General features: G+C 62.1%; 21 protein-coding genes. 5 read left to right on the top strand and 16 right to left on the bottom strand.

The genetic code is table 11. The annotated features are described in order from the left end of the window. Positions 1–48: 48 nt before the first annotated feature. Genes DXK50_RS09750 through DXK50_RS09740 form a run of 3 tightly spaced genes read right to left on the bottom strand, consistent with a single transcriptional unit; the run spans position 49 to position 3,246 of the window. Entirely contained in the window at positions 49–1,293 is a 1,245-nt protein-coding gene (locus DXK50_RS09750) for a lipoprotein-releasing ABC transporter permease subunit (protein WP_161866460.1), read from the bottom strand. Beyond that, positions 1,293–1,979, bottom strand: a complete 687-nt coding sequence (gene lolD, locus DXK50_RS09745) for a lipoprotein-releasing ABC transporter ATP-binding protein LolD (RefSeq protein ID WP_177323697.1) — start codon at positions 1,977–1,979, stop codon at positions 1,293–1,295. Before lolD ends, DXK50_RS09750 begins: the two co-directional genes overlap by 1 nt. 19 nt (positions 1,980–1,998) lie before the next feature. Next, positions 1,999–3,246 carry a lipoprotein-releasing ABC transporter permease subunit gene (locus DXK50_RS09740; protein ID WP_212630173.1) on the bottom strand — a complete coding sequence of 416 codons (1,248 nt, stop codon included), beginning with the start codon at positions 3,244–3,246 and terminating at the stop codon, positions 1,999–2,001. A gap of 292 nt (positions 3,247–3,538) precedes the next feature. Between DXK50_RS09740 and DXK50_RS09735 the strand changes: the two genes are divergently transcribed. Genes DXK50_RS09735 through DXK50_RS09725 form a run of 3 tightly spaced genes read left to right on the top strand, consistent with a single transcriptional unit; the run spans position 3,539 to position 5,149 of the window. Beyond that, positions 3,539–4,105 (top strand): PilZ domain-containing protein, encoded by a 567-nt coding sequence (locus DXK50_RS09735; RefSeq protein ID WP_161866462.1) that lies wholly within the window; start codon positions 3,539–3,541, stop codon positions 4,103–4,105. A 19-nt stretch (positions 4,106–4,124) separates the two neighbouring features. Further along, positions 4,125–4,433 carry a phosphodiesterase gene (locus tag DXK50_RS09730; protein WP_161866463.1) on the top strand — a complete coding sequence of 103 codons (309 nt, stop codon included), beginning with the start codon at positions 4,125–4,127 and terminating at the stop codon, positions 4,431–4,433. Beyond that, positions 4,430–5,149: a glycerophosphodiester phosphodiesterase gene (locus DXK50_RS09725; RefSeq protein ID WP_161866464.1), complete on the top strand. Its 720-nt coding sequence runs from the start codon at positions 4,430–4,432 to the stop codon at positions 5,147–5,149. The genes DXK50_RS09730 and DXK50_RS09725 overlap by 4 nt, the downstream gene beginning before the upstream one ends. Before the next feature lie 480 nt (positions 5,150–5,629). Here DXK50_RS09725 and sthA read toward each other — a convergent pair whose 3' ends face one another. The 10 genes from sthA to DXK50_RS09675 form a co-directional block, all read right to left on the bottom strand. Beyond that, positions 5,630–7,024: a Si-specific NAD(P)(+) transhydrogenase gene (gene sthA, locus DXK50_RS09720; protein WP_212630172.1), complete on the bottom strand. Its 1,395-nt coding sequence runs from the start codon at positions 7,022–7,024 to the stop codon at positions 5,630–5,632. A 96-nt stretch (positions 7,025–7,120) separates the two neighbouring features. After that, on the bottom strand, positions 7,121–7,351 hold the full coding sequence (gene nqrM / locus DXK50_RS09715; protein ID WP_161866466.1) for a (Na+)-NQR maturation NqrM: 231 nt from the start codon (positions 7,349–7,351) through the stop codon (positions 7,121–7,123). After that, entirely contained in the window at positions 7,348–8,271 is a 924-nt protein-coding gene (locus DXK50_RS09710) for an FAD:protein FMN transferase (RefSeq protein WP_212630171.1), read from the bottom strand. Before DXK50_RS09710 ends, nqrM begins: the two co-directional genes overlap by 4 nt. Positions 8,272–8,376: 105 nt before the next feature. Next, entirely contained in the window at positions 8,377–9,600 is a 1,224-nt protein-coding gene (gene nqrF / locus DXK50_RS09705; RefSeq protein WP_161866468.1) for an NADH:ubiquinone reductase (Na(+)-transporting) subunit F, read from the bottom strand. A gap of 15 nt (positions 9,601–9,615) precedes the next feature. Further along, on the bottom strand, positions 9,616–10,224 hold the full coding sequence (gene nqrE, locus DXK50_RS09700) for an NADH:ubiquinone reductase (Na(+)-transporting) subunit E (RefSeq protein ID WP_161866469.1): 609 nt from the start codon (positions 10,222–10,224) through the stop codon (positions 9,616–9,618). Further along, positions 10,224–10,898, bottom strand: coding sequence for an NADH:ubiquinone reductase (Na(+)-transporting) subunit D (locus DXK50_RS09695; protein WP_178101849.1), 675 nt, complete (start codon positions 10,896–10,898; stop codon positions 10,224–10,226). The genes nqrE and DXK50_RS09695 overlap by 1 nt, the downstream gene beginning before the upstream one ends. Further along, positions 10,895–11,683 carry a Na(+)-translocating NADH-quinone reductase subunit C gene (locus tag DXK50_RS09690; RefSeq protein WP_161866471.1) on the bottom strand — a complete coding sequence of 263 codons (789 nt, stop codon included), beginning with the start codon at positions 11,681–11,683 and terminating at the stop codon, positions 10,895–10,897. Before DXK50_RS09690 ends, DXK50_RS09695 begins: the two co-directional genes overlap by 4 nt. Beyond that, positions 11,676–12,887 carry an NADH:ubiquinone reductase (Na(+)-transporting) subunit B gene (locus DXK50_RS09685; protein ID WP_161866472.1) on the bottom strand — a complete coding sequence of 404 codons (1,212 nt, stop codon included), beginning with the start codon at positions 12,885–12,887 and terminating at the stop codon, positions 11,676–11,678. Before DXK50_RS09685 ends, DXK50_RS09690 begins: the two co-directional genes overlap by 8 nt. A 3-nt stretch (positions 12,888–12,890) precedes the next feature. After that, entirely contained in the window at positions 12,891–14,228 is a 1,338-nt protein-coding gene (locus DXK50_RS09680; RefSeq protein WP_212630170.1) for a Na(+)-translocating NADH-quinone reductase subunit A, read from the bottom strand. 309 nt (positions 14,229–14,537) lie between these two features. Further along, complete coding sequence (locus DXK50_RS09675; protein WP_161866474.1) at positions 14,538–16,004, bottom strand: glyceraldehyde-3-phosphate dehydrogenase; 1,467 nt, start codon at positions 16,002–16,004, stop codon at positions 14,538–14,540. A gap of 131 nt (positions 16,005–16,135) precedes the next feature. On the opposite strand from DXK50_RS09675, the gene mfd reads away from it, so the two are divergent. Further along, positions 16,136–19,573 carry a transcription-repair coupling factor gene (mfd, locus tag DXK50_RS09670; RefSeq protein WP_212630169.1) on the top strand — a complete coding sequence of 1,146 codons (3,438 nt, stop codon included), beginning with the start codon at positions 16,136–16,138 and terminating at the stop codon, positions 19,571–19,573. Between the two features lie 11 nt (positions 19,574–19,584). After that, entirely contained in the window at positions 19,585–20,109 is a 525-nt protein-coding gene (locus tag DXK50_RS09665; RefSeq protein ID WP_161866476.1) for a CsiV family protein, read from the top strand. Between the two features lie 38 nt (positions 20,110–20,147). Here DXK50_RS09665 and nagZ read toward each other — a convergent pair whose 3' ends face one another. Genes nagZ through DXK50_RS09650 form a run of 3 tightly spaced genes read right to left on the bottom strand, consistent with a single transcriptional unit; the run spans position 20,148 to position 22,442 of the window. Then, positions 20,148–21,146, bottom strand: a complete 999-nt coding sequence (gene nagZ, locus DXK50_RS09660) for a beta-N-acetylhexosaminidase (RefSeq protein ID WP_212630168.1) — start codon at positions 21,144–21,146, stop codon at positions 20,148–20,150. Positions 21,147–21,157: 11 nt separating this feature from the next. Beyond that, a complete protein-coding gene (locus DXK50_RS09655) occupies positions 21,158–21,685 on the bottom strand; it encodes a L,D-transpeptidase (RefSeq protein WP_161866478.1) in 528 nt (175 codons plus the stop codon). A 49-nt stretch (positions 21,686–21,734) separates the two neighbouring features. Beyond that, a complete protein-coding gene (locus DXK50_RS09650; RefSeq protein ID WP_161866479.1) occupies positions 21,735–22,442 on the bottom strand; it encodes a TetR/AcrR family transcriptional regulator in 708 nt (235 codons plus the stop codon). Positions 22,443–22,574: the final 132 nt, after the last annotated feature.

Genomic DNA, 22,574 nt, shown 5'->3' with positions numbered 1-22,574 from the left:
GCAGGCTACAGGCCGCTTTCACCTGCAGCCTGAGGCCTGCCGCCGCTTTTATTCGTAGCGTAGCGCTTCGGCCGGCTGCACCTGTGCCGCTCGCCAGGACGGGTAGAGCGTGGCGAGGAAACTCAGGATCAACGCCGCCGAGCAGATCAGCGCCACGTCCAGCCATTGCAGGTCCGATGGCAGGCTGCTGATGAAGTAGACGTCGGAGCTCAGCACCTGCTGCCCGGCGAAAGATTCCAGCCAGGCCACCAGGGCACTGACATTCAGCGCCGCCAGCACGCCAAGCACCGTGCCGATCAGAGTGCCGACCAGACCGATCACCGAGCCCTGCACCATGAAGATCGCCATGATCTGCCGCGGTGTGGCGCCCAGGGTGCGCAGGATGGCGATATCACCGCCCTTGTCGGCGACCACCATGATCAGGGTGGCGATGATATTGAAGGCAGCGACCGCAACGATCAGCAGCAGCAGCAGGCCGATCATGGTCTTCTCCATCTTCATCGCGCTGAACAGGCTGCCCTGGGTGTGGGTCCAGTCATCGGCGCGGTAATCAGCACCCAGCTCGGCGAGCAGCGCCTTGGACACCTGCGGCGCCTGGTAGAGATCCTTCAGCGCCAGGCGGATGCCCGGCACCGTGCCCTCCGGCAGGCGCTGCATGGCTGCGGCGTCGGCGACGTTGATCAGCGCCAGCGAGCTGTCCAGCTCGGCGCCGACCTTGAACACCGCCGCCACGTTCAGACGCTGCATGCGCGGCGTGACACCACCGGGAGCGTTACTCAGCTCCGGAATGATCAGCGTCAGCTTGTCGCCGACCTGCAGGCCGAAGCGCCGTGCAGTGATATCACCGATCACCACACCGAACTCACCGGGTAGCAGATTGTTCAGGCTGCCCTGACGAATGTGTTCGGGCAGGATCGACACCTTGCCCTCCTCCGCCGGATCGATGCCGTGGATCTGGATCGGCTGCATCAGTCCGCGATGCGAAAGCATGCCCTCCAGCTCGGCATAAGGCGCGGCAGCCTGCACCTGCGGATTGGCCATGGCCTTGCCGGCCAGGGCGCGCCAGTCGGCAACCGGATCGGCACCATAGACCATGGCATGCGGCACCATACCGAGAATCCGCGAGCTCATTTCCTTCTGGAAGCCGTTCATTACCGACAACACCACGATCATCGCCAGTACGCCTAGCGCCAGGCCGATCATCGAGGTCAGCGAAATGAAGGAGATGAAATGATTGCGGCGCTTGGCCCGCGTATAGCGAGCGCCGATGAAGATACTCAGCGGACGAAACATCAGAGGGCCACCAGCTTGCCGTCCTGCAGGCTCAGCACGCGATCCATCTGCCGCGCCAGCTGCATGTCGTGGGTCACCACCAGGAACGCGGTATTGGAGTCGCGGCTGAGCTCGCGCATCAGCTCCTGAATGCCTTCGGCGGTGTGCTGATCGAGGTTGCCGGTCGGCTCGTCGAGCAGCACCAGCCCCGGACGATTGACCAGGGCACGGGCGATGGCCACACGCTGGCGCTCGCCACCGGACAGCTCGGCCGGTTTGTGGTTGAGGCGATGACCAAGCCCCACGCGCTCCAGCAATGCCGTCGCGCGCTGGCGCGCTTCGGCGATCGAGGTCTTGCCGATCAGCAGCGGCATGCAGGCGTTCTCCAGCGCGGTGAACTCGGCCAGCAGATGATGGAACTGATAGACGAAACCCAGCGCCCGATTGCGCAGCAACCCACGGGCGGTCTCGCTCAGTGCCGACAGTTGCTCACCGGCCAGCCAGACACTGCCCTCGCTGGGCGTATCCAGGCCACCGAGCATGTTCAGCAAGGTGCTCTTGCCGGAGCCGGAGCTGCCGACGATGGCCACGCGCTCGCCAGGGAAGAGTTCCAGTTCGAGCCCGTCGAGCACGACCACCGACTCGGGGCCTTCGTCGTAACGCTTGCTCAGGTTGCGGCAGCTGAGCACGGCATTGTGCTGTTTCATGGCGTTCTGGTTCATGGATTCACTCATAGCGCAGGGCCTCGGCGGGCTGGGTGCGCGCGGCGCGCCAGGCCGGATACAGGGTAGCGAAGAAGCTCAGCAGCAGCGCCGCGGTACAGACCATCACCACGTCGGCGCTCTGCAGTTGCGAAGGCAGGTAATCGATGAAGTAGACATCGGCATTGAGAAACTTGATGCCCAGCAGACGCTCGATGCCGGCGATCAGGCTGCTGACGTTGAGCGCCGCGAGAATCCCCAGCACGGCACCGATGAAGGTACCGACCACACCGATCACCGTGCCCTGCACCATGAAGATGGCCATGATCTGCCGCGGCGTGGCACCAAGGGTGCGCAGGATAGCGATGTCGCCTTTCTTGTCGGTCACCACCATCACCAGGGTGGAGATGATATTGAAGGCGGCCACCGCGACGATCAGCAGCAGCAGCAGGCCGATCATGGTCTTCTCCATGCGGATGGCCTGGTACAGGTTGCCGTGAGTGCGGGTCCAGTCGCGGGCGTAGAAATCACCGTCGAGGGTCTGGGCGATCTCCCAGGCGCTACGTGGCGCCTGGAACAGGTCATCGAACTTCAGACGCAGGCCCTGGACCTGATCCGGCTGCCAGCGCTGCAGGCGCGCCAGGTCACTGATGTTGGCCAGCGCCAGGGCACCATCGATCTCGCCGGCACCAACGTGAAAGATACCGGTGACGGTAAAACGCTTCAGGCGCGGGAACATGCCGGCCGGGGTCACGGTGACTTCGGGGGCGACGAAGGTGACCTTGTCACCGAGTTTCAGGCCCAGCTTGGCGGCGGCCTTGTCGCCGATGACCATGGCGAAATCGCCTGGCTGCAAACTGTCGAGACTGCCCTGCTGGAAGAAATCATCGATGATCGAGACCTTGCGCTCCTGATCGGGATCGATGGCGTTGATCAGTACCTTCTGCACCTTGCCGTCATGCGTCAGCAAGCCCTGCATCTGGGTGAAGGGGGCCAGCGCCTCGACACGCGGGTGGCGCTCGACCTGACGCGCCAGCGCAGGCCAGTCACTTACCGGGGTCGGCGACTCGACCGTGGCGTGGGGAATCATCCCCAGCACACGGGTGCGCATCTCGTGGTCGAAACCGTTCATGACCGACAGCACCAGGATCATCACCATCACCCCCAGGGTGAGGCCGAGCATGGACGTCAGGGAAATGAAGGAGACGAAGTGGTTGCGGCGCTTGGCCCGCGTGTAGCGCGTGCCGATGAATACGAACAGAGGTCTGAACATGTCGGAGAGATTCGGGGGAAAGAAAAACGTCCATGTGGCGGGGCCCGGTCAGCGGCCTTACACTCAGAAGCGACTCGAGGTGGGCTGCGTAACGGACCTGCTGCGTTAAAAACACTTGGAAAGCCACTCATGGCCACCACACTTCAGTGTGACCCCGAAGGGGCGAGCGAAGCGAGAAATGCTCGTTTACCATTCGTAACCGGCGCTTGCCCGGCGATGCCTGCCTGGCACGCATCCCGTTCGCGAGGCCTTCAACAGGCTCTTCGACCACCACTGCTTTCATGGGTTCGCCATGTCGACTAACGATGTAGATGATCGCCGCGAATACTACCGTATCGAGGATACGATCGCACTGGAATTCAGCCTGCTGTCGGGGGCCGAAGCCCAGGCCAGCGACGTGCTTCACGACCCGTCGCCGCTGTTCAATCTGCTCAGCGATCTGCATCTGATGGACTTCGAGTCGCAGCATCTGCTGCGCCACATCAGCGAACGCGACCGCACCCTGGCCAACTACCTGAAAGTGATCAACAAACGCATCGACCTGCTCGGCCAGGCAGTGGCGCAGAGCCTGCTGCGCGAAATCGGCGCCCCACGCCAGGTATCGCTATCGGAAGGCGGTATCAGCTTCAGCCATGCTCAGGCCGTGGCACCGGGCAGCCACCTGGCGATCAAGATGGTACTGATGCCACAGGCACTCGGTCTGATGCTGCGCGCTCAAGTGGTGCACTGCAGCGCACGCAGCGACGGCCAGTACGAGATCGGCACAGAGTTCGAAGCGTTGACCGACGCACAGCGCCAGTTGCTGGCTCGGCATATCCTGCAGAGACAGGCCCTGGAACGTCGCCAGGCCCGCGAATGAACGCCGCCAAGGAACCGCCATGTACCGCTTCGCTCTGCTACTCGCCCTGCTCGCCCCGCTTTTCTCGTTCGCCGACACCCTGACCATCCCGCTAGGCAGCCAGGGCGCCGATATCGACGCGCGCAACCTGCCGCACAAAGGCGAGTCCAAACGCTCGGTGCTTGAGCGTTTCGGTCTGGCCGATGAGGAGCACAAGCCCGTCGGCCAGCCACCGATCACCCGCTGGGACTACCGCGAGTTCAGCGTCTACTTCGAATACGATCACGTGATCAACAGCGTGCGTCATCACCGGCCGCGCCATTCCGACACCGTCAAGGAGCAACAGTGACCCTCATCTACGGCCATCGTGGCGCCAAGGGCGAAGCCCCGGAAAACACCCTCGCCAGCTTCCAGCGCTGCCTGGAGCATGGTGTCAATCGTTGCGAACTGGATCTTCACCTGTCACGCGACGGCGAACTGATGGTGATTCACGATCCGACCCTGAAACGCACCACCGGCATGCGCGGCAAGGTGGTCGAGCACGACGCCGCCGAGCTGATCAGGTACGACGCGCGCAAGGGCGGCCCGGGCTGGGTGCACCCCTGCCCCATTCCGCGCCTGCAGGACCTGTTCGAGCAATGCCGGTTCGAGCATTGGCAGCTGGAAGTGAAAAGTGCCTCGAAGGTGCGCGCCGCGCGTACCGTACTGGCCATCGCTGAACTCGCCGAGCGCTTCGGCCTGCGCGAACAGATCACCATCACTTCCAGCTCACGCGAGGTGCTCAAGGCCGCCCGCGAGCTGACTCCACAGCTGCAACTGGGCCTGGTCGCCGAGTACGCCTGGCTCGACCCGCTGAAGGTAGCCGCGCATCACCAGTGCCACCTGCTGGCGCTGAACTGGACGCTGTGCACCCCGGAGCGCCTGCTCAAGGCGCAGAAACAGGGGCTGCACGTGTCGGTGTGGACAGTGAACGAGGCCGCGCTGATGCGCCGCCTGGCCGACTTTGGCGCCGACAGCATCATCACCGACTTTCCCGGCCTGGCTGTACAGACACTGCGCGGTTGAGCCTTAGCGCCCTCTCCCCCGGCCCCTATCCCGCAAGCGGGAGAGGGGAGCAAGCCAGAGCAGCTCGCGGGTCGTCCGGATGCAATTCGAGGGATGCAGAGAGAGCCTCCCCAGATTGCATCCGGGCTACGAACTGGCGGTTCGCACGGCACACCCTACGAGGCTGAGACGATTAGCCTTTGTAGGAGCGGATTTATCCGCGATACGCAGCCAACACCGAGCGCACCAGCATCGCGAATAAATTCGCTCCTACTCGAAGCCGTGTAGCCCGGATGCAATCCGGGTTTGTCTTCGGTCCTGCACCCGGATTGCATCCAGGCTACGAACACAACGCCCAACAACGACAAAACCGGCACTAGGCCGGTTTTATCGCTTACTGCCGCCTGAGACGCTAGAAGCTTTCCCGATTCGGCCAGCGCCACTCGCAAGCCTGCTCCCAGCCCGCCTCCCCGACCGGCTCAGGCCGCCGGCCGGAGCCGCTCAAAAAAGCCGGTTGAGGCCGTCGAACGCGGCAACCCGATAGGCCTCGGCCATGGTCGGGTAGTTGAAGGTGGTATTGATGAAGTACTTGATGCTGTTGGCTTCGCCCTTCTGATTCATGATCGCCTGGCCGATGTGGACGATCTCCGAGGCCTGATAGCCGAAGCAGTGCACACCCAGTACTTCCAGGGTTTCGCGGTGGAACAGGATCTTCAGCATGCCCACCGGTTCGACCGAGATCTGCGCACGGGCCATGCCCTTGAAGAAGGCCTTGCCGACTTCGTAAGGCACCTTGGCCTGAGTCAGCTCACGCTCGGTCTTGCCGATCGAGCTGATCTCCGGAATGGTATAGATGCCGGTCGGCACATCATCGACGAACCGCCAGCTGCCGTTGTCGACAATGCTGCCGGCAGCGGATCGCCCCTGGTCGGAGGCAGCACTGGCCAGGCTCGGCCAACCGATCACATCGCCGGCGGCGTAGATGTTGCTCACCTCGGTCCGGTAGTACTCATCGACCTGAATCTGACCACGACTGTTGACCGCGATGCCGATGTTCTCCAGGCCCAGCTGATCGGTGTTGCCGGTACGGCCGTTACACCACAGCAGGGCGTCGGCCTTGATCTTCTTGCCCGATTTCAGGTGCAGAACCACACCGTTTTCCACGCCTTCGATGCGCTCGTACTCTTCGTTGTGACGAATCAGCACGTTGTTGTTGCGCAGGTGGTAGGAAAGCGCATCGGAGATTTCCGCGTCGAGGAAGCTGAGCAGCTGATCGCGGTTGTCGATCAGATCCACCAGCACACCCAGGCCACTGAAGATCGAAGCGTACTCACAGCCGATGACCCCGGCTCCGTAGATGATCAGACGGCGCGGCGTATGACCCAGACTGAGAATGGTGTCGCTGTCATAGATGCGCGGATGAGTGAAATCCACATCGGCCGGGCGGTAGGGGCGCGACCCCGTGGCGACGACGACCTGCTTGGCCACCAGTTTTTCCACCATGCCATTGAGGCAGACCACTTCCACCGTCTGCTCGTCGGCGAAGCTGGCGGTACCGAAATAGGTGTCGATGCGGTTGCGCGCGTAATAGCCGGTACGCGAGGTGACCTGCTTGGCGATCACCTTCTCTGCGCTTTTCAGCACGTCGGGGAACGAGAACCAGCGCGGCTCGCCGATCTGGCGGAACATCGGGTTGGTGTTGAACTGCATGATCTGCCGCACCGAGTGGCGCAGCGCCTTGGAGGGAATGGTGCCCAGGTGGGTGCAGTTGCCACCGACCAGCGGACGGTTGTCCACCACGGCCACCTTGCGCCCGGCCTTGGCCGCGTTCATCGCCGCGCCCTCGCCCGCCGGGCCGGAACCCAGCACCACCACATCGTAGTTGTAGACCGCCATGTTTACTCCTTCAGATCAGGCCGGAGCGCTTGTGGCGCACCCTCGGCAGGGCCGGCAGCGGATAGCGCTGCCGGCTTTCATAGCATGCCGCCTGGCTTAGCGCTTGCTCGCGTCGTAGGCCAGGTCGGTGTTGGGCGCCTCGCTCTTGTCGCGATTGACCTCTTCGCACTTCTCACGGCTACCGCCACAGATCGAGCATTCCTTCTCGATGCCCAGGTTGGCGATACCGCCGCAGGAACCAGCGATGGGTTTGCGCCCCATGATCACGCCGACGGCCATCATGCCGACGACCAGAACCATGGCCAGAAATACAACCAAAAAAGTCATTGCTCATCTCCTGCAGGGAATAGCTGCTCGAATGCGGCCGTGCCCTGTGTGACGAAGCCCTCGCCTTCACGCGTCACGAAAAACGCCGCGATATCGTTGCGCTCGGCGAAGGCCATGCCGGCTTCCGGCCCAAGCACCATCAAAAGGGTAGACAAGCCATCAGCGCGCAAGGTCGATGGATCTGCCACCGTGACAGCTGCCAGCTTGTGGTTGACCGGCTTCCCCGTCAGCGGATCGAGCGTGTGCGAGTAGCGCTGGCCGTTCTCCTCGAAGTAGTTGCGGTAGTCACCCGAGGTGGAGATACCGTAACCATCGAGCTGCAGAATACGCTGTGCGATGCGCTGATCATCACGCGGCGCTTCCAGGCCGATACGCCAGTGGCTGCCATCGGGCTTGAAGCCGGCCGCCTTGAGCTCGCCGGTGGCCTCCACCAGGTAACTGGTGACACCCAGCTCGCCCAGACGCGCAACGATCTTGTCGACAGCGTAACCGGCCGCGATGCTGTTGAAATCGACTTCGACGTCGACATCCTTGCACAGCTGCTCGCCATCGATCCTCAGGTGCTGCTGACCGACACGCTGGCGCACTTCGGCAAGCGTTTCGTCACTTGGCACCGCCTCGCCCTGCGCTTTGGGCCCGAAGCCCCAGAGGTCGAGCAGAGGCTCCAGCGTCAGGTCGAAATAGCCCTGGCTTTCCTCATGCAGGCGATCACCGGCTCGCACTAGGTCCAGCACGCCCTCAGGCATAGCCTGACAGGTACCGGCCGGCGCACGATTGAATTGCTCGATCAGCGAATCATCGCGATAGGTGGACATCTGCAGATCGATCTCGGCAAGGATCGCCTCGGTCGCGGCCTTGAGTTCGGCTTGCGGCGCGACACCTTCACTGCGGACGTATTTGATCGAATAGGTGCTGCCCATGGTCGGGCCACCGAACTCTTCGATCCGTTCAGAATGCAAGCAGCCCGTTAGGGCTGCCGCCAGGGCGACAGCGATAACGGGCTGGAGTACAGCAGACCTCATGCGTTAACCGCCGAAGTCGTCGAGGAGGATGTTCTCCGGCTCGACACCCAGATCGGTCAGCATCTTGATCACGGCGGCGTTCATCATGGGTGGGCCGCACATGTAGAACTCGCAATCTTCCGGAGCCGGGTGGTCCTTCAGGTAGTTCTCGTACAGCACGTTGTGAATGAAGCCCTTGAGGCCGGTCCAGTTGTCTTCCGGTTGCGGATCGGACAGCGCCAGGTGCCATTCGAAGTTCGGGTTTTCCGCAGCCAGCTGATCGTACTCTTCGTTGTAGAACGACTCACGCATCGAGCGCGCACCGTACCAGAAGCTGATCTTGCGCTTGGATTTCAGACGCTTGAGCTGGTCGAAGATATGCGAACGCATCGGCGCCATGCCGGCACCACCACCGATGAAGACCATCTCGGCGTCGGTGTCCTTGGCGAAGAACTCACCGAAGGGTCCGTACACGGTGATCTTGTCGCCCGGCTTGAGGCTGAACACGTAGGACGACATCTTGCCCGGCGGCAGATCGTCCTTGCCGGGGGGCGGCGAGGCGATACGGATGTTGAACTTCACCAGACCGCGCTCTTCCGGGTAGTTGGCCATGGAATAGGCACGAATCACGGTTTCGTCGACCTTGGACACGTACTTCCACTGGTTGAACTTGTCCCAGTCGCCGCGATACTCCTCCTGAATGTCGAAGTCCTTGTAGTGCACTGTGTGCGGCGGGCACTCCAGCTGCACGTAACCACCGGCACGGAAGTCGACGTTCTCGCCTTCCGGCAGCTTCAGCGTCAGTTCCTTGATGAAGGTGGCGACGTTGGGGTTGGACTGCACGGTGCATTCCCACTTCTTGACGCCGAAGACCTCTTCCGGGACTTCGATCTTCATGTCCTGCTTGACCGGAGTCTGGCAGGACAGGCGCCAGCCCTCGCGAGCCTCGCGCTTGGTGAAGTGCGATTCTTCGGTGGACAGCATCTCGCCGCCGCCGCTTTCGACGATGCACTTGCACTGGGCGCAGGTACCGCCGCCACCGCAGGCAGAGGACAGGAAGATGTTGTTGTCGGCCAGGGTCTGCAGCAGCTTGCCGCCAGCCGGTACCACGATGGTTTTTTCGCCGTTGATCTCGATGCTCACGTCACCGCTGGACACCAGCTTGGCGCGCGCAGCGAGGATGATCAGCACCAGCGCGAGAACGATGGCGGTGAACATGCCGATGGCGAGGAAGATTTCGTAATTCATCTGTTCATCCTTTCCTTACAGCTGCACGCCGGAGAAGGACATGAAGCCCAGCGACATCAGACCGATGGTGATGAAGGTGATGCCCAGACCCTGCAGGCCAGCCGGTACGTCGCTGTACTTGAGCTTCTCGCGAATACCCGCCAGCGCGGCGATGGCCAGCGCCCAGGACACACCCGCACCGACACCGTAGACGGTGCTTTCGGCCAGGTTGTAGTCACGCTCGACCATGAACAGCGAGCCACCCATGATGGCGCAGTTCACGGTGATCAGCGGCAGGAACACACCGAGGGCGTTGTACAGCGAAGGTACGTACTTATCCAGGGTCATCTCGAGGATCTGTACCAGCGCCGCGATCACGCCGATGAAGGTCAGCAGGCCAAGGAACGACAGGTCCACTTCAGGCAGACCGGCCCAGGCCAGGGCGCCATCCTTGAGGATGTTGGCGTAGATCAGGTTGTTCACCGGCATGGTGATACCCAACACCACGATCACCGCGACGCCAAGACCGATGGCGGTTTCCACCTTCTTGGAGATGGCGATGAAGGTGCACATGCCGAGGAAGAACGCCAGCGCCATGTTCTCGACGAACACCGCACGGACGAACAGGCTGATGTAATGTTCCATTAATAGGCCTCCTTGCTGGATACCTGAGGCGCCATCTTGTATGCGTTCTTCTCGATCTGGTCTTTCTTCCAGCTACGGATACCCCAGATGAACAGACCGATCAGGAAGAAGGCCGAAGGCGGCAACAGCAGCATGCCGTTGGGCTGGTACCAGCCACCATCGTTAACCACCGAGAAGATCTCGTAGCCCATCAGCTTGCCGGCGCCGAACAGCTCACGGATCACACCCAGTGCGATCAGCATGGCGCTGTAGCCCAGACCGTTACCGATACCGTCGAAGAACGACAACACCGGCGGGTTCTGCATGGCGAAGGCTTCGGCGCGTCCCATCACGATGCAGTTGGTGATGATCAGACCAACGAATACCGACAGCTGCTTGGACAGACTGAAGGCATAAGCCTTGAGCACCTGATCGACCACGATCACCAACGAGGCGATGATCACCATCTGCACGATCATACGGATCGAACCCGGGATCTGGCTGCGGATCATGGAGATGAACAGGTTGGAGAAACCGGTCACCAACGTCAGCGCGGCAGACATCACCAGCGCAGTCTGCAGATTGGACGTAACCGCCAGGGCCGAGCAGATCCCCAGGATCTGCAGGCCGATGGGGTTGTTGTTGAAGATCGGGTTGAGCAGGACTTCTTTAATAGTCGGCTGCGACATGATCAAGCCTCCCCTGCGCGCAGGTTAGCGATAAACGGACCGAAGCCGTTCTGGCCGAGCCAGAACTTCAACAGATGATCCACCCCGTTGCTGGTAAGCGTGGCACCAGCGAGTGCATCGACCTGATGGTTCGCTCGCGGGCTCTGCGGGTCGACGCCCCCCTTGACGACCTGAACGGCAAGGTTGCCATCTTCGTCATATAGGGTCTTGCCCGGCCACTGGCCTTTCCACTTCGGATTGTCCACTTCGCCACCAAGACCCGGTGTTTCGCCGTGCTGGTAGAAACCCATGCCGACCACCGTATTGAGGTCGCCCTCCACGGCAATGAAACCGTGCAGCGTCGACCACAGGCCGTAACCACGCACCGGCAGGATCAGGGTCTGCACCTGGCCATCCTTTTCCACCATATAAACGGTGGTGTAACGCTCCTGGCGCTTGATGCCCGCGATGTCCTCGCTGCTGCTCAGCGCCGTAGACAATTGAGGGTCCTTGGAAGCCTTGAGCGGATCGAAGGTAATCGGGTCGAACTCGTCGGAGAACTTCCCGGTTTCCAGATCAACCAGTTTGGCGGTGATGGTGCCGTCGAACACCTGCTTGACCTGGGCCGATGACATACCCGGCTCGCCCAGGCCGGCAATGGCCAGGATGCTGCGCTGCTTGTCCAGCAGACGGTTTTCAACCTGGGTCGGCTTCAGTGCGATGGCAGCGCCGGCGACGAACACCGAGCACACCAGGCACACCAGCACAGCCACCGTCAGCGTGCGGACGGTGGATTCTTTTTGACTAGACATTGCGTGCCAGCCTCCGCTTGATATTGGCCTGAACGACGAAGTGGTCGATCAGCGGTGCAAACAGGTTGGCGAACAGGATCGCCAGCATCATGCCCTCGGGGAAGGCCGGGTTGACCACACGGATCAGCACCACCATCACCCCGATAAGGGCGCCGAAGATCCACTTGCCGGTGTTGGTCATGGAGGCCGACACCGGGTCGGTGGCCATGAAGAACATGCCGAAGGCAAAGCCGCCCACCACCAGATGCCAGTACCAGGGCATGGCGAACATCGGGTTGGAGCTCGAACCGATGGCGTTGAGCAGCAGGGAGAGACCGATCATGCCCAGCATCACGCCGGCGACGATGCGCCAGGAAGCGATCCTGGTGATCAGCAGGACCAGGCCGCCAATAGCGATGGCCAGGGTGCTGGTTTCGCCGAGCGAGCCATGAATGGTGCCGATGAAAGCGTCCATCCAGGTGATGCCGTTGTTGATCACGTTCTCGATGCCGCCGGAAGCCGCCAGGCTCAGCGAGGTAGCGCCAGCGAAGCCATCGACCGCAGTCCAGACCGCATCGCCCGACATCTGCGCCGGATAGGCGAAGAACAGGAAGGCACGGCCGGTCAGGGCCGGATTGAGGAAGTTCTTGCCGGTACCACCGAACACTTCCTTGCCGATCACCACGCCGAAGCTGATACCCAGTGCGACCTGCCACAGCGGAATGCTCGGCGGCAGAATCAGGGCGAACAGCACGGAGGTGACGAAAAAGCCTTCGTTTACTTCATGCTTGCGGATCGAAGCGAACAGCACTTCCCAGAAGCCGCCGACGATGAAGGTCACCGCGTAGACAGGCAGGAAGTAGGCCGCGCCCTGGATGAAGTTGTCCCACAGGCTGTTCGGATCGAAACCGGCCAGCGAGCCGATCAGCGCGAAGCGCCAGCCATCCTGGACCGCCAGCAGATCAGGGCTCTGGGCGAAAATCAGGTTGGCCTGGTAGCCGGTGTTCCACATACCGAAGAACATGGCCGGGAAGGTGCACAACCACACGGTGATCATCATGCGCTTGAGGTCGATGCCGTCGCGTACGTGAGCGGTGGTCTTGGTCACACTGCCAGGACGATAGAAGAAGGTGTCGATGGCTTCGTAGAGGGCGTACCACTTCTCGTACTTGCCGCCCTTTTCGAAGTTGTGCTCGATCTTGTCGAGGAATGCACGAATGCCCACGGATTAACCCTCCTTCTCGATGCGGGTGAGGTTGTCCCGCAGGATCGGGCCATATTCATACTTGCCGGCGCACACGTAGGTGCACAGCGCCAGGTCTTCTTCGTCGAGTTCCAGGCAACCCAGTTTCTGAGCCATCTCGGTGTCACCGACGATCAGGTAGCGCAGCAGTTGAGTCGGCAGGATGTCCAGCGGCATCACCGCTTCGTAGTTGCCCACCGGCACCATCGCACGCGGGCTGCCATTGGTAGTGGTGGTGAAGTTGAACAGCTTGGAGCCGGCCAGCTTGGAAACGAAGATGTTCAGTACCGAGTGCTTGTTAACCCCGGCACGCAGGTAATGCATCATTTCGCGCTCGTTGCCCTCGCTCAGGCAGGACACCTGATTGTGGTAACGACCCAGGAAGGCGAAAGCGCCCTGCGCGGTACGACCGCCGAACACCGAGCCGGAAACCACCCGATTGAAGCCGGGCTTGAGTTCACCGGCGGTGAACTCTTCCAGGTTGGCGCCCAGACGGGTGCGCAGCAGACGGGGTTGCTCGACAACCGGGCCGCCGAGGGCAACCACGCGCTCGACGAACAACTGCCCCGTGGTGAACAGCTTGCCCACCGCGATCACGTCCTGATAACCGATCTGCCACACACTTTTGCTGGTGCTGACCGGGTCGAGGAAGTGAATGTGAGTGCCCGGCAGACCGGCCGGATGCGGGCCGGCGAAAGCTTCGCTCTGCACCTTGGCCAGCTTCTCGCCAGGCAGGCTGGCGCCGTCGGACTTGCACAGGAACACCTTGCCCAGGTTACCGAGAACCTTCAGGCCATTTTCGAAATCAGCGGCATATTCACCGATGATCACAGCAGGATCAGCGGCAAGCGGGTGCGTATCGATGGCAGTGACGAAGATCGAGCTGGGCACGGCGTCGAGCGCCGGCACTTTGCTGAACGGACGCGTACGCAGTGCGGTCCAAAGACCGGACTGCTGCAGGTTTTCGCGAACCTGCTCGTCACTCAGCGCTTCGAGCTGATCGGCAGCGTATTGAGCGAAGGTCTCCTGCTCGTCGCCATCGATATCGATGACCACGGATTGCAGAACACGCTTCTCGCCACGGTGAATGGCGCTGATCACGCCGGCAGCGGGGGCGGTGTAGCGCACGCCGGGTGTCTTCTTGTCGGTAAACAGCAATTGACCGAGCTTGACCCGATCACCGACCTGCACTTCCATCGTCGGCTTCATCCCGTGATAGTCGAAGCCGATGACGGCGACACTGCGCACGGGCCTGGCGGCCTCGATACGCTGTGTCGGCGCACCCGTTATGGGCAAATCGAGCCCATGCTTTAGTTTGATCATAGGTTTGCCTAACCACTGATTTAGAAAGCTTTTTATAGGACAGGCGGCGCAACCAAAAGTCTAATAGACCCAACCACACCGATACGATATGGGCGTGGAGGAAGGCGCCAAACCTGGGTAAAAAATCTGCTCAATTATAAAGACGCCCCCCCGCACTGACCACCCAAGCGCTTGCTTTTTTTGGCTTTTCGGTAACAGGGCGCAACAATCTCGATGCTGATTCAGGTCAACCGACCGCCCCGGCCAAAGCAAATCTTGCGCATAAAAAACGGGAGCCGAGGCTCCCGTTTTCTTCACGCTATTCAGCTATCAACGCGGGAAAGCCGGCGGGTTGACCCCGGCCATGTCTTCCATCACGCGCACAACCTGGCAGCTGTAACCGAACTCGTTGTCGTACCAGACATACAGCACAACGCGGTTATCGTTGGCGATGGTGGCTTCGGCATCGACCACACCGGCGTGGCGCGAACCGACGAAGTCGGTCGAGACCACTTCCTGCGAACTGACGAAATCGATCTGCTTCTGCAGATCCGAGTGCATGGCCATCTGGCGCAGGTACTCGTTGATCTCTTCGCGGGTGGTGGCCTTCTCCAGATTCAGATTGAGGATGGCCATGGACACGTTCGGCGTCGGCACACGAATGGCGTTACCGGTCAGCTTGCCCTTGAGCACAGGCAGCGCCTTGGCAGCAGCGGTAGCCGCGCCGGTTTCGGTGATGACCATGTTCAGCGCGGCACTGCGACCACGACGACTGCCTTTGTGGAAGTTGTCGATCAGGTTCTGGTCGTTGGTGTAGGAGTGAACGGTCTCGACGTGACCATTGACGATGCCGTACTGATCATTGACCGCCTTGAGCACCGGCACGATGGCATTGGTGGTACAGGAAGCGGCGGAGATGATCTTGTCCTCGGCGGTGATCTCGCCGTGATTGATACCGTGCACGATGTTCTTCAGCGCGCCCTTGCCAGGTGCAGTGAGGACCACACGATCGACGCCCGGGCAAGTCAGGTGCTGACCCAGGCCCTCGGCGTCACGCCATACACCGGTATTGTCCACCAGCAGCGCATTCTTGATGCCGTACTGGGTGTAGTCGACTTCCTTCGGGTCTTTGGCGTAGATCACCTGGATCAGGTTGCCGTTGGCCGTCAGGGTGTTGTTCTCTTCATCGATGGTGATGGTGCCGTTGAACTTGCCGTGTACCGAGTCACGACGCAGCAGGCTGGCACGCTTGACCAGATCGTTGCTGGCACCCTTGCGCACGACGATGGCGCGCAGGCGCAGGCCGTCACCGCCACCGGTCTTCTCGATGAGGATGCGCGCCAGCAGGCGACCGATACGACCGAAGCCGTAGAGGACAACGTCAGTGCCTTCACGAGCCGAACCGTTCTGCTTGCCGACCACATCGGCCAGCTCGTCCTTGACGAACTGCTCGACGCCACGGCCAGCACCTTCGGCCTTGAACTTGGCAACCAGCTTGCCCAGGTCAACGGAGGCGGCGCCCAGCTTGAGCTCGCTCATGGCCTTGAGCATGGGGAAGGTGTCGTGTACCGACAGCTCGGCTTCGTCAGCCAGGCGGTGACGGGCGAAACGGTGAGCCTTGAGGATGTCGATGACCGAACGGTTGATCAGGCCACGGCCGTAGATCGAGGTCACCACATTGTTGTTGCGATAGAGCTGACCAATCAGCGGAATCATCGCTTCCGCGAGGGCTTCACGATCGATCCATTCACCGAGACACTGGTCGGGCTTCTGAGTCACGGGCAGTACCTTCCACATGTAGGGGCTGAAAAAAGGGGCTACATTATGACGGCGCTCGCGAGCGGGAGCAATGCGCGCCTGTCGTGACTGACATTGACCACCAAGCCCCGCTACAATTCCCGGCCCTTCGTAATGATCGTGAGCCGCCCGTGTCCGTACTGCGTCTTCCGTCTCTGCCAGCCAATGCCGGCAAACAGCAATGGGGCAACCTGCCTGGCGCCGCCCTTTCCCTGGCGATAGCCGAAGCGGCCAGTAACGCCGGGCGTTTCACCCTGGTGCTGACCGAGGGCAGCCAGAGCGCCGAGCGCCTGCAGGAAGAACTGGCCTTCTTCGCTCCGGACCTTCCGGTGCTGCACTTTCCCGACTGGGAAACCCTCCCCTATGACGTCTTCTCGCCACACCAGGACATCATTTCCCAGCGTATCGCTGCGCTGTATCGGCTACCTCAGCTGAGCCGCGGCATCCTCGTAGTGCCGATTGCCACCGCCCTACACCGCTTGGCGCCCAAGCGCTTCCTGCTGGGTAGCAGCCTGGTGCTGGATGTCGGCCAGAAGCTGGATGTGGAACAGATGCGCACGCGCCTGGAGGCCGCCGGCTACCGCTGCGTCGATACGGTGTACGAACATGGCGAGTTCGCCGTACGCGGCGCGCTGATCGACCTGTTCCCGATGGGCAGTGAGGTGCCCTACCGCATCGATCTGTTCGACGACGAAATCGAAACCCTGCGCACCTTCGATCCGGAAAATCAGCGCTCGGTAGACAAGGTCGAGTCGATCCGCCTGCTGCCGGCACGTGAATTCCCGCTGGAAAAGAAGGCGGTCAGCGATTTTCGCGGGCGCTTTCGCGAACGCTTCGACGTGGATTTTCGCCGCTGCCCCATTTATCAGGACCTGTCCTCGGGCATTACACCAGCCGGTATCGAGTACTACCTGCCGCTGTTCTTCGAGGAAACCGGCACCCTGTTCGACTACCTGCCGGGCGACACCCAGGTGTTCTCACTGCCGGGTATCGAAAAGGCCGCCGAGCAGTTCTGGCTGGATGCGCGCAACCGCTACGAGGACCGCCGCGTCGATCCCGAGCGCCCGCTACTGCCGCCCGCCGACATTTTCCTGCCGGTAGACGAATGCTTTGCCCGCCTGAAGAACTGGCCGCGAGTCGTGGTCAACCACGAGGATATCGAGCCCGGTGTCGGCCAGACCCGCTTCGACGCCCGCGCCCTGCCCGATCTGGCGATTCAGTCCAAGGCCGGCGAGCCGCTGGCCGCACTGCGCCGCTTCATCGAGGAATATCAGGGCCGCGTGCTGTTCTGCGCCGAGTCGGCCGGGCGCCGCGAAGTGCTGCTGGAACTGCTCGCTCGCCTCAAGCTCAAGCCCAGGGAAGTCGACGGCTGGCCGGCATTCGCCGAAAGCGGCGAACGACTGAACATCTGCATCGCGCCCCTGGACGAAGGCCTGCTGCTCGACGATCTGGCGCTGGTCCCGGAAAACCCGCTGTTCGGCCAGCGCGTGATGCAGCGCCGTCGTCGCGAGAAAGGCCGCGACGGCGGCGACAACGTGATCAAGAACCTCACCGAACTGCGCGAAGGCGCGCCGGTGGTGCATATCGATCATGGTGTCGGCCGCTACCTGGGCCTGGTGACCATGGAATTCGACGGCCAGGCCGCCGAATTTCTCGCCCTGCAGTACGCCGACGACGCCAAGCTTTATGTGCCAGTGGCCAGCCTGCACCTGATCGCCCGCTACAGCGGCAGCGATGACGCTCTGGCGCCGCTGCACCGCCTCGGCTCGGAGGTCTGGCAGAAAGCCAAACGCAAGGCCGCCGAACAGGTACGCGACGTCGCCGCCGAGCTGCTCGACATCTATGCCCGCCGCGCCGCTCGCGAAGGCTTCGCCTTCCAGGACCCGGCCCTGGACTACGCCACCTTCAGCGCCGGCTTCCCCTTCGAGGAAACCCCGGATCAGCAGACCGCCATCGACGCCGTGCGCGCCGACATGCTGGCCGGCAAGCCGATGGATCGCCTGGTCTGCGGCGACGTCGGCTTCGGCAAGACCGAGGTGGCCATGCGCGCCGCGTTCATCGCCGTGCACAGCGGCAAGCAGGTGGCCGTGCTGGTGCCCACCACCCTGCTTGCCCAGCAGCACTACAACAGCTTCCGCGACCGTTTCGCCGACTGGCCGGTGAAGGTCGAGGTGATGAGCCGCTTCAAGAGCGCCAAGGAAGTCGAAGGCGCCGTGCAACAGCTGGCCGAAGGCAAGGTGGATATCGTCATCGGTACCCACAAGCTGCTGCAGGACGATGTGAAATTCCACAACCTGGGCCTGGTGATCATCGACGAGGAACACCGCTTCGGCGTGCGTCAGAAGGAGCAGCTCAAGGCGCTGCGCAGCGAGGTGGATATCCTCACCCTGACTGCCACACCGATCCCGCGCACCCTGAACATGGCCGTGGCCGGCATGCGCGACCTGTCGATCATCGCCACGCCACCGGCTCGGCGCCTGTCGGTACGCACCTTCGTCATGGAAGAAAACAAGCCGACCATCAAGGAAGCGCTGCTGCGCGAATTGCTGCGCGGCGGCCAGGTGTACTACCTGCACAACGATGTGAAGACCATCGAGAAATGCGCGGCCGACCTGGCCGAACTGGTGCCCGAGGCACGTATCGGCATCGGCCACGGGCAGATGCGCGAGCGCGAGCTGGAACAGGTGATGAGCGACTTCTACCACAAGCGCTTCAACGTGCTGGTGGCCTCGACCATCATCGAAACCGGTATCGATGTACCCAGCGCCAACACCATCATCATCGAACGCGCCGACAAGTTCGGCCTGGCTCAGCTGCACCAGCTGCGCGGCCGTGTCGGCCGCAGCCACCACCAGGCCTACGCCTACCTGCTCACGCCGCCGCGCAAGAGCATGACCGACGATGCACAGAAGCGCCTGGAGGCCATTGCCGGCGCTCAGGACCTGGGCGCCGGCTTTATCCTGGCGACGCACGATCTGGAAATCCGCGGTGCCGGCGAACTGCTCGGCGACGGCCAGAGCGGGCAGATCCAGGCCGTCGGCTTCACCCTCTACATGGAAATGCTCGAGCGCGCGGTCAAGGCCATCCAGAAAGGCGAACAGCCCAATCTCGATCAGCCGCTGGGTGGCGGCCCGGAAATCAACCTGCGCGTGCCGGCGCTGATCCCTGAGGACTACCTGCCCGACGTGCATGCGCGCCTGATCCTCTACAAACGTATCGCCTCGGCCACCGACGAGGACGGCCTGAAGGAACTGCAGGTTGAGATGATCGACCGCTTCGGCCTGTTGCCGGAACCGACCAAGCACCTGATGCGCCTGACCCTGCTCAAGCTGCAGGCCGATAAGCTGGGCATCACCAAGGTCGACGCAGGCCCGCAGGGCGGCCGTATCGAGTTCGCCGCAGAAACCAGCGTCGACCCGCTGACCCTGATCAAGCTGATCCAGGCTCAACCGAAACGCTACAAGTTCGAAGGCGCCACCGTCTTCAAGATCCAGGTGCCGATGGAACGCGCGGAAGAGCGTTTCAATACCCTGGAAGCCCTGTTCGAGCGCCTCGCGCCCACCACCTGAAGGACTCTCACATGATGCGCCCACTGCACCTGATCGCCCTGTTACTGTGCCTGCTGGCACCTAGCGCCTTCGCCGAACGCCTGTACCAGGTCGAACTGCTGGTATTCCGCCAGGCGGGTGACCCGGTCATCGCGCCGAAGACCGCTCCGGACGACTGGGCAGGCACAGCAGTGCCGATCGCCGGCAACGAGCGCCCCACCAGCCTCGACAATGAAGCCACCAAACTAAATCCGGGCAACGGCTATCAGGTTCTGCTGCACAAGGCCTGGAGCCAGACGCTGAGCGGCACGCCAAGCCGCGTCGCGGTCAGCAGTGGCGAAGCGCACCTCGGCCACTACCCGGTCGAAGGCACCCTCGCCTTCACCCAGGATCGCTTCGCCGATCTGGATCTGGAACTGTGGATCAACCGTTTCAGCGCCGACGGCCTGCTGGAAAGCAGCGAGCACATGAAAATCGCCCAGCGACTGAAGGACAACAGCCTGACCTATCTGGATCATGGCAGCCTGGGCGCACTGGTGCGCATCAGCCCGCTTTGAGCGAGCCGCAGGGCAGCCTTGCCTGGCTGCCCTGCCCCTCAGTCGATCAGCTGCGCAGTTCTGAGCGCCGCCACAGCCGCCGACCAGCGCGGTACCTGGCGGTAATCAGTGCAGGCATGACCACGCCCACGCATGCGCTGCAGGCGCTCGGCTGGCCTGACCTGCAGGCGCTGCAGTGCGCTCAGGGCCAATTCGGCCGAGCCACGGTCGTTGCACACCAGCCCCATGTCACAGCCGGCTGCGAGCGCCGCCTCGATACGCTTGCCGGCATCGCCGGCCACGTGCGCACCAGCCATGGACAGGTCATCGCTGAAAATCACCCCATCGAAGCCCAGCTCGCCGCGCAGGATGTCCTGCAGCCAGCGACGGGAGAAGCCCGCAGGCTGCTCATCGACCTGCGGATAGATGACATGCGCCGGCATCACCGCATCGAGCTCGCTCGCCAGGCGCCTGAACGGCTGCATGTCGCAGGCCCGGATCTCATCGAGGCTGCGCTCGTCGACCGGAATGGCCACGTGAGAGTCTGCTTCGGCCCAACCGTGTCCGGGGAAGTGCTTGCCGGTCGCAGCCATACCCGCCTGATGCATGCCGCGAATGAACGCGGCAGCGAGCGTCGTCGCGCGCTGCGGGTCGCCCTCGAAGGCGCGACTGCCGACCACTGCGCTACGCTGGTGGTCGAGGTCCAGTACCGGGGCGAAACTCAGATCCAGCCCGACCGCCAGCACCTCGGTCGCCATCAGCCAGCCGCAATGTTCAGCCAGCTCTTCGGCGTTGTGGTTATCGGCAATCGCACGCATCGCCGGCAAGCGCAGGAAACCCTGACGCAGCCGCTGCACGCGACCACCTTCCTGATCCACCGCCAGCAGCAGATCCGGGCGCACGGCGCGGATGCTCTGGCACAACTCGCGTACCTGGCGCGGCGATTCGATGTTGCGGGCAAAAATGATCAGCCCCCCCACCTCGGGCTGGCGCAGCATCTGGCGATCCTCGGCAGTCAGCCAGGTGCCGGCAATGTCCATCATCAAAGAACCTTGCATGAACCTATTCCTTATTTGAAATCCTGGTTCGCAGTCCACCGCGGGCACGGCGCCTCGTCGATGCGCACCTGGCAGTTCAGCGGCACGCGTTCGAAGAGTTCCAGCATGTCGGTGTTACGCAAACGAATGCAGCCATGGGACAACGGCTCACCCATGGGTTCCGTGTCCGGCGTGCCATGTAGGTAGATGTAGCGACGGAAGGTATCGACCTCGCCCATACGGTTGCGCCCTGGTTCAAGACCGCTTAACCAGAGGATGCGAGTAAGAATCCAGTCACGCCCGGGGAACTGCTCGTGCAGCTGCGGCGACCACACCTCCCCCGTCCAGCGACGGCCGCGCAGTACCGCAGCCAGCGGCAACCCGGCGCCAACCTTTGCACGCACCTGATGAAGTCCTCGCGGCGTGCAACCGGAGCCATTGCGCTCGCCCGCGCCGTTACGGGCGGTAGATATAGGCAAACGCACCGATAACTGCCCGGCACTGAAGCCATAGAGCATCTGGTCGGCAATGGAGATGTGGAGTAAATCGAGATCGGACATGGGCCGCTAGCTTAGCCGAAGGGCGAAGCCAAGCCCACCTGCTGACCGATCAGACCTTGGGGGCGGCGCTCGGCGTCTTGCTACGCGGTTTGAGTTGCGCGCCGGCCAGTGCCGGATCGTTGACCCCGGTTTCCGAACGCATACCCGCAGCCAGGAACGGCACCATCATGCGCATCACCTGCTCGATCGAGGTGTTGACGCCGAAATCGGTTTCGGACATGGCGCGCAGGGCCTTGATGCCGGACATGCTGAACGCGGCTGCGCCGAGCATGAAGTGCACGCGCCAGAACAGCTCAAGCGGGGGTATACGCGGTGCGGCTTCGTGTACCAGCAGCATGTAGCGGCGGAAAACCTTGCCGTACACCTCTTCGAGGTATTTGCGCAGGTGTCCCTGGCTCTGACTGAAGGCCAGGCCCAGCAGGCGCATGAAGATGGACAGGTCATTGCCACTGCGCGGCTTCACCGCCAGCGCCTGCTCGACCAGCAGTTCGAGCAACTCCTCCAGGGAAACCTGGGTATCGGACTTGGCCTGACGACGATCGAGTTCCTTTTCCAAACTGGCACAGAATGGCCCGAGGAAACGCGAGAAGACCGCCTGGATCAGCGCCTTCTTGGAACCGAAGTGATAGTTGACGGCGGCCAGGTTGACCCCTGCCTTGCTGGTGATCAGACGCAGCGAGGTCTCGGCGAAGCCTTTTTCCGCGAACAGCTGTTCTGCAGCATCGAGAATGCGTTCAACGGTTTCCGACTGAGCCATGAGATATCACCTGACAAACACTTGTTTGAAACATACGTTTCAGCTCACTGCATTGTCAAGCCGCATGAGCCGTCTTTTGGCCGGCGGGTCACAGCTTACAACAAGCAGAGACGAAGATTGCTCGGCCCGGGT

Source organism: Pseudomonas sp. KB-10 (assembly GCF_018221585.1).
Classification (GTDB): domain Bacteria; phylum Pseudomonadota; class Gammaproteobacteria; order Pseudomonadales; family Pseudomonadaceae; genus Aquipseudomonas; species Aquipseudomonas yangonensis.
The sequence above is the reverse complement of the archived record's forward strand: the minus strand, read 5'-3'. Positions and strand labels throughout refer to the sequence as shown.